Raw genomic sequence first — 13,040 nt, 5'->3', positions numbered from 1 at the left:
GAAGTCGTAGTTTGTAATCGTGATGGAAACGTTCGGGATGAATGAAACGGATGACTAAAAGTTCCCCTCTTTATTTAGCATTATGCCACTTGTTTCACTTTTATACCAAAAATACAGTAAATAGTAAACTACAAATAAACAGTCGGACAAGTATGGTACCAGTAAATTTAGGTATAAATGATAGTAAACTAAATAATAGTAAATTATGAAAAAGGCGACAATAAAAAAAGATAAAGATAAAGTATTTGATTAAAATCCTTCTATAATTGCCATAATTATAGAAGGATTTCTTGCGTAAAGAACATAAATAAATATATAAATACATAAACGGCCAGGATATACAAACACGAGTGAGACTAGCGAAAAATATCGATTGAGGTTGGTGATTAGTATGGAAGTAGTTTTAACACAAGAAGAAGTGAATAACTATATGTCGTTACTAAATCAATCGCAACGAGAATTTATTGAAGAGAATATTAAGCAAAAGAAAAAGAGTAAATGGCTTGAGGTTCTAGCAAAATCCAAAGGCATCATGATCAACGCGACGATGTCATTAGAAGAAATCGAATCGAAAATCGCGGACTGGATTTTAATCGATGTGAAAGATGGCGGCTATATGAAAAGGCCATTTAAATGTGATTGTGGTGCAAGACTCCGATATCAATATATATTAAAAAACTCGAAAACTAAAGAAACTCGTAAATTAGGCGTAAATTGCTTAGAAAAGCATATTAGTTTGTCACCCCAAATTATAAAAGATGTGAAAAAGGGAATTTATCATATTGATTTAGAACGTGATGAAATTTTAACCAAATTCTATCATAGAGACTTTTATACGAGAAAAATCCCAAAAGGATTTGAGGTACCGGATTTATTTGCGAAACAATTAGCTTTGGAACTGCCGTTAACTGATTTACAAATCCATAAACTGGACCGGCTTTTGGACGAGTATGAGAGTAAACGACGTTATGAAAAAAGAATGGAAATGGAGCGACTGAAAAGGAAAAAGGCTATTGAAAGTTTAAATGAGGAGCAAAGCGCATATTTTCAACAATTAAACGAATCCGATAAAACAGAATTAGTACAGTTGCTTATAAAAGAAGGACAGACTGAACAGGAAGAGTTGGATGAGATAGATGTTATCAAAGATGATGAAATCTTAAAACATATAGAGCTCGAGTTGCCACTGTTACAACGACAAAAGCAAGTGATTGATTCAGCAAAGCGCTCACAACTGATAAAGTATGCAACAGAAGAATTAACGCTAGAATCGATACTAGAGAGACATCTCGAAACATTACAAGCTGTTCGACATAAACAAGAGCAAATTCCAAGAGGATTAAGAAAAGATTGGGTGACCATTCAAGAGCTAGTGCGGTCGTTGAAGAATGGTGAGGATTTTAATTATGCTCGGTTTAAACTATTATTATCAAACTTAATTATTCCGTTGAGAATAAAGAAAGATAAGTTTTTGTAAAGGTGCTATAAGCGATGGTGGAGACGGTTCTGATGCTTCTTTCGATTAGTGAGAAGATGGGACCGTTTTTCTGTATTATAAAGAAGGAGTTAATAATAACAGTAAATGACGATGGATCTTTAAACAGATGCTTCCCATTTATATCCTATTGTATTAGTTATTTTAAAGTCATATCATAAGATTTAGTAAGGTGTGAGGAGTGTGTGAAATGGATATTGGAGCAGAAAAAATAGAAGAGTCTGTTAAAGATTATTTCCTTAAATTAAACCTTAAGGCAAGCATTGATTATGATAGTTTTTGTAAGGAACTTGTAGAGCATAATCCCACATTGGCAAATGAATTCCTAACTATAATAAAACATCGAGAGGGAAATAAAGAGGGAGAAGTATACACTGTAAAAAATCAAAATTTAGATTTCAGTTTAACTGTAGCAAAAATGCTAGCGGACTTTTATATGAAATATTGTAACTGGTTCTTCAATTTTAAAGAATTAAGTCCAAGAAAATTATTAGATATCGGTTGTGATAACGGAATTATAACCTGTTTTTATGGTGTATTATTCCCGCATTGTCAGGTTATAGGTGTTGATAAATCAGAATCCGGTATAAAGTGCGCAGAAGAACTGGCAAAAAAATTAAATTTAAAAAATGTAATTTTCATGTTAATGGATTTTAATGATTTAAATAGCCACTTTGAAAATGGTTCATTTGATATTGTGACATCTGTGAGGGTTCTACATGAAATAATGGGAACTATATCAGTACCTAAATACTGGTCGTTGGAAGGGTATTTATCTACAAATCTAGATAAAGGGGATCATAACTATTTAAAGGTGATTGAGAAATTATTAGCTACTAATGGTTCATATGTTTTTGCAGAACGTTTAGAAAACCCTGCCGCAGTCGGTCAATGGGCAAATCTCTTACGAAAAGCTAACTTACACATGGATTGGGAACAATCGAGCTTTATTGAATTCCATGAAAATGGTCAGCACTTAAAAAGTCCGACATTATTAGCAGGCAAAAAAAATGAGAATATTGACACTGTTGAGGGGATTCGAAAACTATACTTAAAAAATACTAGTATGGAATTAAAATATGGAGAAGAATTAAAAAGTGTATCGGCTGAAATTGTGTTTAATAATAAACAGGGGAAAAAATTAATAAATGGTACATTACTAAACTTCCATAACCATGAATGGTATAAAATGAGGTTTGAAATTTGGACAAATGAAGAGTGCCTCTTAGTTTATGGTTACGGAAATATGGGTTACAGAAACCTGATGGTATTCCCATTAAGTTCAAGAGTAGAAGCTGAAAATCGATTAAGAGACATTATAAAACAGTTCAGAGATAATGGAGAAGTTTTTCAGTATACAACAGTGGTAGATAGAGACATTAAAGAGGACTTCTTGTAGAGATAATATCAAAACACAGTAAATTTTATAAAAATAATAGTGTTGTATTAATTTACGTATAAGTTGGTGTTAATTCCATAAAAAATGCCTTTAAAGTCTTAAAAAAGGCATTTTTTTGTTGTTAATCTTCAAATGGATAATAGGTGTATTCATCGAAGGGATAGGTTCCATCATGTTCAAAATAGGTGCCATCAAAAACATCTGAAAAAGGATAATCTGGAATAGGTTTTTTCGCTTTTTTTAGTTTCGCTCTAAAAGAGTCTATTTTATAACGAAGTTGATTTATTTGTTGTCTCTTCCTAAGACTTTGCTTTTTATAATATCTTGTTATTAAAAGAAGAATGGCTAATGGTATTCCACCAATCAAAAACAGCTGAAATCCTTCTCTAGGTGCAATCCAGATAAAGAAGAGAAGAATAAAGCCCATCCATAACCAGAGTAAGATAAACGCGCACATAAGTAAGGAGTTTTCTAAAAAAGAGTCTATTTTTTGTTTTTCATGAAAAATCCTTCTAGAAGTGTATATGAGTGAGTAGTATTTGTTTCGGATTTCTTTAGCAGATAAATCTTTGATGTTGTTCATGTTGACTCCTTTTGTTCGTTTTTTTTATGAAATATAAAACGTATTGCTTACTGTGCTAAAAAAAATCCTTTTGGGCTACTTTATTTCTTCCGTACTTATTTAATTGTAACAGATTTTTTTATTTAAAATGATTTATAAGAATATTCAGCAGTATTTTCTACATTGTGACTTTGAATTGAAGTTTAGGGTTTTATAAAAGAATGCTAGGACAACTTTTAATCAATAAATGATGTTTCTACCATCATTTATTGAAGAGAAAGATAACAGGGAAAATAAAGGCTAATGCAACGTTAAAAATGTAACAATAATGTAAAATAACAGGTATAAAAACTAAAAAATAAATAAATTATGTTTTAAACAGACCAACCAAATCTTATTACGGGATAGCTTAGTAAAAAGATGTTAATTCTATAGTATTTCATATTTAAGTTTTAACAAATAGCTTTAATAACATGAAGTTTTATTATTTGTATCTATTTTCTTCTTTTGTTGATTGTCTTAATAGATTAATATTACTTGCATAAGAGAGAGTCATATTTGCCCCCTAGATAATTCTGTGTTTTATACGAAATTTCATAATTTTTCCTTTGATATAAAGCTATTTATTAATATTAAATTACCCTATAATTAATGAATGATATTGAATAAAAAGTTTAAAGGGGAAATTTAATGTTTAATTTTGTTAAAGAAGCTATTAATGCTGTCATAAAAAAAGATGAAAATTTAAAAATGATAGAAGAAACAAATTATAATTTAAAATTAATAAATATAGAATTACAAAATGCTAAACAAACATTATCTAATACAGAAAAAAAATATTCGTTACTAGAGCTAGAAATAACCAAGAAAAATGAATTGTTGATCAATCTAAAAAAAGAAGAGAATGTTAAACAAATTGAAAAATATAATTTGGATTTAGAATTAGGAACTTTAAAAGAGAAATATAAACGTTTTTCAAAAAACAATAAGGAAATAGTTGAAGATATAGCAACAAAGGGAAAGAAATTAAGGGAATTAGAAGACAAATTAAAATTTGTAGAGATAGAATTAATTGAAAATTCTAATTACAATAAAATACAAAGTTTAACCAGATTGTGTGGTGCATTAAAACGAACTTTAGAAAAAAAACAAAACAAATACCCTAGAGTAACAATCCTAAGTAGTAAATCTGACATTATTCCAAAACCTTTCCCGAAACCCAAACGGGACAGTTTACTAGATGATTTATCTAAAAAATTTAATGATACACATGATTGCTTTTGCTTAGCTGTCCCAGGAGTAATAGAGCACATATTGAAGCAAATAGAAGAAATAAATTCACAAGGCGATTGGAGAGGTACCATAAGCTTGTATAATAGTTCATATAAATATATTAAAACAAAGGAAATGGCGTGGGACTTATATATAAATCATATTTCAGTTTTTTTTACTTTACTAATGAGAAAAGGGTATCTCCTAGTTATGAATGAAAGTTTCTATCTAAATATATTAAAAGAAAAGGCTTTAGAAAAAAATTATAACGAATTAGAGGACGAATTGTATCAACTTCTGCAAATAAACGAAAATAATGTGACTTTACAAGAAGTTATCGGTCTATATATATCAATAGTAGAGGAACAAATGTCTCAATTTAATTATTTAGGATTTTTAAATTTACTTTTAGTAAAAAAGGGGTTTATAGAAAGTTATCTTGATTTTGATGATTTATATGCTCTTGTTGAGATTGAATATAAAAATTATGAAATTACTAAGCTTGAAAACGAATTGTTTAAGCCTCAGGCATTTATCCTGGATAAAAAAGTGTCAATTGATGATATCGAATTAATGACCGGTGAGGAATTTGAAAAATTCTTAGTGGAAATATTGGGGAATTTAGGGTTTAGAGCTAATGTTACCAAAAAGTCGGGTGACCAAGGTGTAGATATTGTTGCTAAAAGAAATAGTAAAATCTACGCAATTCAAGCTAAACGATACTCAGGAAAAGTTGGCAACAAAGCCGTTCAAGAAGTTGTATCAGGAAAAGAATATTATGGAGCAGATGTTTCCTGGGTTATTACAAATAGTAGTTTTACACAATCCGCTGTAAATTTAGCAGCTAAAACCAATACACTCCTATGGGATGGTTATAGGCTTAAGAGTATTCTTGAGTTGAATAATTTGTAAAAAACTTGTTTGCATTTTATAATTATTAAAATACGATATACTATAATTAAGAGATAATTACAGATAAGTGATTACATCCAGCGAAACTTTTCTTTTTCTATTCTTCCCATTGAAACGAAAGAAGAACGTCTCTACTTCGAAGCAAGAATAATCTCTACTGTATCCATATGCCAAGAGTGTTGCCCGTCACAAGATTGGCTTGGTTCATATTCTCCCCAAAAAAAAATTTAGGGAAAGCGGTTTGTGGTTAGTGAATCAGATATATAAAGAGACGTTAACTAATTCAGAACTTACATGGTTAATAGAGCATGTGGAATGATGGGGTTTCGTCTGAAATAAGTATTAGTTTTTCTAAATAAGGAAGGTTATTCTCTACGTTTTTAGTCATACTGTTTCTATGGACAAAATAAGGTAAACGATAAAAAACAACTGAGTAGATTGGTGATAGTAATGAACAAACACTTTTTAGATAACCTTCATGAAAGAGAATTGCACCCATTTTTAAATTATTACTTAAATCATTCATTAGGTATAGCTGCGAAGACAATTTATCAGGAGAGGTCAATAAATTCAACAAAGGGAGAGAATGAGTGGATTCACCCTGATATGGTTGGATATAGTTTAACGACTTCTGACTGGAGTGAAAAAGTTGTCTCGTTAGCGGAACAATACAATGTACCAAAAGTCATTTTATATTCATTTGAATTAAAAAAGGAAATTACGATGTCCAATTTGCGTGAAGTGTTTTTCCAAGCTGTTTCGAATTCAAGTTGGGCAAATGAAGGATATTTAGTGGCTGTGGAAATAGATACGACAAACACAAAATTAGTACAAAAGATGAATCGACTGTCGAATTCATTTGGAATTGGAATCATAAAGCTTAATTTGGATGAGCCGACAACTTCTAAATTAGTTTCTACTGCGAAAAGAAAAGAAGAAATTGATGGAGATACAGTAAACAACCTGTTTGAAATTAATAAGGATTTTAAAGACTTTTTAGCTGATGTAGAGCGTGCGGTAAAAATAAATCGTCCAGTTAATTATAATCTAGATGAAGTGAAAACATTAGAAGAATTAAAAGAAGTTTTGACTAGTGTGGAAGATGTGGATAAACAAACGGTTCAACCGACCTCTAAACCTGATGTAGGAACATCACTGGGAAATGAGGAAGTTATGGATTGGTGTATAAACGTAACTGGTAAGAAACCAAAAAGAATGGTTATTTACAATGAGGAATTTGAAGCGCAGAGCTGGAAGCAAGTCTATATTACCTTCTGTAAATACTTAGCTGAAAAAGATTTAACACAATTAAAGCAAACGAAATTAACGGGGCGAAATAGAGACTTCTTTTCAACTTCTGATAAAAATTTGCGTGTAGCTTATTTACTGGAAGAAGCGAATTTGTTCATTGAAGTAAACTTAAGTGCACAAAGGATTATCAATAATGTAAAAGCTCTGATTAAGGAATTTAATTTGGATATTAATCATATTAAAATTATCCTCGATAGGAACAACTAAACAGAATGAAGGCGACTATTTCTATAAGCGTAGCATCATCAAGACGGAAACCGAGCAATCATTGCTGGTTTTCGTCTTTTCTACTAAGGACCTTAGCAGATAGGTAAGACAAAATAGAACGGGTTTAAAAAAACTACCTTATTTTCGAACATTGGCCATTGTGCTATAAAGTTAGTTTCCATTCCTTATGGCATGTGTTATACCCCAAAATATAAATCGATATACAGCTGCAACAAGAAAGAAAACCCAGATATATTCAATAATTGTATACGACATACCACCGAGTAAAAGTGAGTTTAAGAAAACTAAGAATAAACACAAATACTCAAATAAAGAATCTTTCCATGTATATCTTTCAATAAGTTCTTTCGTATTTCTGAAATTAAAGACATCTCTTAATTCTTTCGTACGCCATCCTTTGATTAAAGCTAGACCTATTGTATAGATTCCGAGCGCAAATCCAAAGTCTATTTTCATTACGTGTGTTATTACACAATACATGATGGTGAATATGAGTAAATACATATCACGATTCTCCTTCTTTTTATTAACCTTGGAAACAATACTTTTAAAAAAATTGCAATATGGTTTGAAATTACTGATGAACAACCTTTGAAATCTATTATACAATGAAGCTACCCATTGAATTAGATTAACAATTAGTTAGATAAAAAATCATTCACTACTTGACTAATGTATTGCCGCCTTTCCGCTGATGTGAAGTATAAATGACCACAATTTTTCAGAAGGTGTCCTTCAACATTTGGAATAATATCGTTAGCTCGTTTAATCACCTTTTCGCCTGGAAACAAAACATCTTTTTCTCCAGCAAATAGTAATGTAGGTGAGTTGTACTTTCTCATTTCAGTAGCCTTTACATTTGAAGGCATATTTGGATTTACTTTGACATGATGAAAGGTGGTTCGGATCATTTGTAGCGTTTCATTATCGATAGATTCATTTAAAGAGGCCATGGGTAAAAATGCTTTTCTAAACCACTTTTCTTTTTTAGTTAATAAATACATAAGCATTGGTATACCCATACTCACGATCAGTTTATATTTTGAAGCGTTGTATATCCCTGCAGGCACAAGTAGAATTGCTTTAGATATTCTATCTGGTGAAGTACACATAAGTTTTGCTAAAATTCCCCCACCAAAGGACTCCCCAATGCAAATGATTTCTTTATATCCTAACGAACCGATCACATCAGAAGCCCAAAATCCGTAATCAAGTGTATTTGATGATAAAACGTTTTGAACACTTTTTCCAGGGTGTCCGATTGTATCAGGAGCATAAACTAAATAGTCTTTAAATAAGTGTAAGTTTTTGCTTAATGAAAAAGCAGAAGTACTATTTCCCCCGTGAAAAAGAATTACAGGCTTAGCATTAGGGTTTCCCATTTTTAAAACATGAGTTTCTCCATACCTTGTGTTCACATATAAATCTTCATAGTCTATCCCTAAGCCTCTAACCTGGGAGTGATATAGTTCCAACATCATCTTCTCACTATCAGTTGATTTGTATATACTCATACTATTTCCCCTCGTTTCATAATCATCGAGTTGTCTATCGTCTCCTATTATCCTGCCTATTACTACAATAAGCGATAGCAGTTCTGCGCTACTCATCAACATTTTCATATATACAGATTATTCCAAATTCAATTATACACATAAATAGTTGTAGACGGCTATCAAATATGAATTGCTTGTTACAAAATCATTATTTTAGTAGACAAACTGTCGTTAAGAACTACGTTTGGCACATATAGTCATGATAACCTTAAGCATTTGCTAGATTGCTGTATAAATAATTTCAGTTGAAAAAAATGTCTGATATAATACTAATGTGGTGAAAGATGGAATAAAATAACTAATTTTACAAGCTTCTATGGTTATGGAAGTCATCTGTATAATAGATGACCTTGTTAAATAACAGGGTCATAACATCTGTAATTTCTAAGTACTCATCAGTAACGTATTAATATATGAAAGAGGTAGAAGCATGAAAGAACAGTTAGTACATATGAGGGATAAGCTTAACAATATAAATAAGCGTAATCGGTCGATTCGGTTGTTAAAGCTTTATAATAAGTGGAGTTTTGACCTAACTGAGTTGGATAAGCTTGCAGAAGAAATCAATGTTTCGGAAATTGTAGAAAAAATTGTGAAGCAAACAAAATCAAATATTACGATACTAAAGCCTTCCATTGATAATGATGACTCGCTCGCACTCGCTAAGAAACTAACGAATCTTTCTCGGAATATAAAGAGCATTGAAGAAGAGAAAGGAATTCACGATTTTTATCTTGGCTATCCGTTCTTATCCGGTACACTTCAAGACGGGACTTTTTTTCAAGCTCCACTTTTCTTATATCCTTTGAGACTTGAGCGGATTAAAGTGAATAGCCAAAGATGGGTGTTGAGTTTAGATGAAGGGGAACCCCAGTTAAATAGGACATTGTTTCTTGCGTTTAAAAAGTACAATGATTTACGGTTTACTGAAGAATTCTTTGAAAAGGGCGCGAGTTTAGCGACGTCTTTGGACTTTGAAACTTGGCTAAGCTTCTTAAAAGAGTATGAAATATCAGTCCAATATAATCAAGAAGGAATGTCGAAATTAAAGCAATATACGGCAGATGACATACCCGAGAACGCGAACATAACGTTAGTAGAAAATGCAGTCATTGGGCATTTTCCTCAAGGGAATACGTCTTTAGTAAGAGATTATGAATTACTAATTGAAAAAAATGAGAATGGTGATAATCTTTCACTTGCTGGTGAGTTAATCGATTCGACTTCAACGGACGTAGACACAGAAACAGATGAGGAAGAATCACTGGAAGTAAAGGAAGAGAACATTGAACTATTAAATTTATTACCTGCAGATGGATCTCAAGAAGAGATTTTGAAAGAAGCGTATTATAGAAAAGGACTTGTTGTGCATGGACCACCGGGAACAGGGAAATCGCAAGTTATCGTTAATTTAATTACCGATGGGGTAAAACAAGGGAAAAAAATCTTAGTCGTTTGTGAGAAACGTGCTGCGTTAGACGTTGTTTATCAGCGGTTAGATAGCTTAGGGGTGAGTAATCATGTAGCACTTGTTCATGATGAAAAATTTGACCGGAAAGTACTTTATGCAAAATTAGCGTCTGTAATTGAGCAAAGTGAAATCACCCATCAAGAATCGGTAGAGATTTTAACAACGACATCGATAAAACTGCAAAATCATGAGGAGCTCTTAAACAGTATTGCTAAGGCTCTTTATGAAAAGCAACCGTTTGGGCTCAGACTATATGATTTATATGGCTTAGCTAATTCTGTTGAAAATACGACGCAAATTATTGAGTTATCTTCTGTCTTATCCGACTTAGATAAAGATGGGTTAGATGAAATCTCTGAACGTGTTTATACATATGGCGAGTGGTTTGCTCGCTTTGGGCATGAGGATTATCCTTTGAAAAAGCGGAAAAGCTTTTCGAACTTCGTGATGAAAGATAAATTACAAGCGATAGAGTTACTAAATGCGGTCATTGCTCGAGCGGAAAAAGCTGTCGACTATCTCGAATCATTAGATCAAGAAAAGATAACGCCCGCTTATACATGGTTGGTCGAGAATAAGTTGGATAAAGTGTATCCAGACTTAGATGATACGAATCAACGGACACTTCAAGGATTACGGCTATGGTGGTGGACCACGTTTTCTGGGAAAACCATAATCAATGAGTTGTTGGATGGGGAGAACTTTAAAGGTGTAAATTCTACAGAGTGGTTAAAAGTGAAGCAGTCTCTGATTATCATGCACAACTTAGGGAAAGAAACGAAGGCCATGTCTGAGGAAGTGGAAAAGCTATCAAAATATTTGGCAAATGAACAAATCTCCTATTTCAAAACGAGAATATCAGAAGGGGATATTCCGGTTAAAGAATTAAATCAAATTCTTGAGTCGATCCACAGTGATTTTGAAGAATTGCAACAGATGGATGGTTATTTTTCTCGAACAACAGAGCAAGTGCGCGGCGTTATCGGCAAGTTACAAGAAAAAGAAAACAACACGGACATGTCATTGCCGGACTTTTGGGTGGATTTATTTCGAAATTCTGCTTATGTTCAGTGGATTGACGAAACCGAAAAAAAATATCCTCAAGTTCAAAAAGTATCGACAAATGAATTTCAGCGGATTCGAGCTGCCTTTGCGTTATTGATTGAGGAAAAAAGAAAAGTGGCTACCGAATATATTATCCATAAGTTAACGGAAAGTGTGGAAAAAGCTCAAGCTACCCATACAAAGAGAATAAGAGATTTAAAGCACCAAGTAGGAAAGAAGCGAATGATTTGGTCATTAAGAAAACTTGTTAATGAGTTCGCTAGTTATGGTTTGGTCGATATCCTTCCTGTTTGGCTTGCTTCACCAGAAATAGTGTCAGCTATTTTTCCGCTTGAAGAAGGGTTATTTGATTTAGTCATTTTTGATGAGGCATCCCAATGTACAGTGGAGAGTGGAATTCCTTCTGTGTATCGAGCAAGACAAGTCATTGTTGCTGGTGATGAGAAACAATTGCCACCTTCAACAACATTTATGGGGAGTATTTCAAGCAATGATGATGACGACGATGAACCGGAATTTGAAACAGACGATTCGGTTAGCTTGTTAAATCTGGCGAAAAGAAGATTTCCGGAGAAAATTTTACAGTGGCATTATCGGTCAAAATATGAGGAGTTAATTAACTTTTCAAACCATGCGTTTTATAACGGACATATTCAAATTGCGCCGAACGTCAATAAATACAGAACCCCATCAGCAATACAGTGGAAGAAAGTAGACGGGTATTGGATAAATCAATCTAACGAGGTAGAAGCACTTGAAGTCGTAGGGCAACTTAAAGACATTTTAATTAATCAACCGAAGAAAACAGTCGGAATTATTACCTTTAATGCGAAACAACAAGGAAAAATACTAGATATGATTGAGAAACGAACGGAAGAAGATGAAGAATTTAATGTCATCTATCAACAAGTTATGTCCCAAGAACTAGATGAACGAGTGTTTGTTAAAAATATTGAAAATGTTCAAGGGGATGAGCGAGACATTATTCTCTTCTCGATCGGATATGCGAAGAACGAAGAAGGAAAGGTGTATAATCGTTTTGGCTCTCTGAATCAAAAAGGGGGAGAAAATAGGTTAAATGTGGCCGTTACTCGAGCAAAAGAGGGGATTGTTGTCGTATCAAGTATTGAACCAGAACAACTCAATGTGACGAACACAGCAGAATTAGGTCCGAAAATTTTCAAGTCATACTTGAAGTATGCTAAAGCAGTAGCCGAATCGAACATCGAAGTAATTGAGTCAGTCATCCAAGAACTGAATGAGACAGTGACGACCCATGTGAAAAAACAAGAGTTGCAATTTGATTCTAATTTTGAAGAGCAAGTATACAATCAATTAAGAAATTTAGGGTATGAAGTCACAACTCAAGTCGGAATGTCCGGCTATCGAATCGATATGGCAATCGTGCACCCAGAAGATTCCTCGAGATATATTCTAGGAATAGAATGTGATGGTGCTATGTATCATAGTTCTCAAAATGCAAAAGAAAGAGATGTCTACCGGCAAAAATTCCTTGAAAGTCGCGGCTGGACAATTGAACGAATATGGAGCCGCAACTGGTGGCGAAACCAAAATGCAGAAATAGAAAGAATTGACCAAAGAGTGAAAGAGTTGGTGAAAAAGAAATAGAAATTAGAGCCTTCGTTGAAAAACGAAGGTTTTTTAAACTGTAAAAAGCATAAAATTTTTGGTCTAGCAGCGAAGCTTTGAAAGCTTATTCTAGAAGAGTGAAGGCTGCGCACCTGCTCGTTTCACCAAAAGAAGATCAC

General features: G+C 33.0%; 7 protein-coding genes. 5 read left to right on the top strand and 2 right to left on the bottom strand.

The window, feature by feature from the left end:
- Positions 1–391 precede the first annotated feature (391 nt).
- Together T323_RS0122725 and T323_RS0122720 are read left to right on the top strand one after the other, a co-directional pair.
- Positions 392–1,477, top strand: coding sequence for a hypothetical protein (locus T323_RS0122725; protein WP_026675329.1), 1,086 nt, complete (start codon positions 392–394; stop codon positions 1,475–1,477).
- 208 nt (positions 1,478–1,685) lie between these two features.
- A complete protein-coding gene (locus tag T323_RS0122720; RefSeq protein ID WP_026675328.1) occupies positions 1,686–2,894 on the top strand; it encodes a class I SAM-dependent methyltransferase in 1,209 nt (402 codons plus the stop codon).
- A 121-nt stretch (positions 2,895–3,015) separates the two neighbouring features.
- Here the strand turns inward: T323_RS0122720 and T323_RS0122715 are convergent, their stop codons facing one another.
- A complete protein-coding gene (locus T323_RS0122715; protein WP_026675327.1) occupies positions 3,016–3,477 on the bottom strand; it encodes a hypothetical protein in 462 nt (153 codons plus the stop codon).
- A 669-nt stretch (positions 3,478–4,146) separates the two neighbouring features.
- Here T323_RS0122715 and T323_RS28205 point away from each other — a divergent pair.
- Together T323_RS28205 and T323_RS28200 are read left to right on the top strand one after the other, a co-directional pair.
- Positions 4,147–5,640 carry a restriction endonuclease gene (locus tag T323_RS28205; RefSeq protein WP_051556684.1) on the top strand — a complete coding sequence of 498 codons (1,494 nt, stop codon included), beginning with the start codon at positions 4,147–4,149 and terminating at the stop codon, positions 5,638–5,640.
- 450 nt (positions 5,641–6,090) lie between these two features.
- A complete protein-coding gene (locus T323_RS28200) occupies positions 6,091–7,158 on the top strand; it encodes a hypothetical protein (RefSeq protein ID WP_051556683.1) in 1,068 nt (355 codons plus the stop codon).
- A gap of 659 nt (positions 7,159–7,817) precedes the next feature.
- Here T323_RS28200 and T323_RS0122695 read toward each other — a convergent pair.
- Positions 7,818–8,801 (bottom strand): alpha/beta fold hydrolase, encoded by a 984-nt coding sequence (locus T323_RS0122695; RefSeq protein WP_218971046.1) that lies wholly within the window; start codon positions 8,799–8,801, stop codon positions 7,818–7,820.
- A gap of 364 nt (positions 8,802–9,165) precedes the next feature.
- Here T323_RS0122695 and T323_RS0122690 point away from each other — a divergent pair, with 364 nt between their 5' ends.
- Complete coding sequence (locus T323_RS0122690; RefSeq protein WP_026675324.1) at positions 9,166–12,900, top strand: PDDEXK-like endonuclease domain-containing protein; 3,735 nt, start codon at positions 9,166–9,168, stop codon at positions 12,898–12,900.
- Positions 12,901–13,040 lie beyond the last annotated feature (140 nt).

The sequence above is a fragment of the Alkalihalobacillus bogoriensis ATCC BAA-922 genome (assembly GCF_000621445.1).
GTDB classification, from domain to species: Bacteria; Bacillota; Bacilli; order Bacillales; family Bacillaceae_F; genus Bacillus_AO; species Bacillus_AO bogoriense.
Note: the sequence above shows the minus strand (reverse complement) of the source record. Positions and strands in the feature narration are given on the sequence as shown.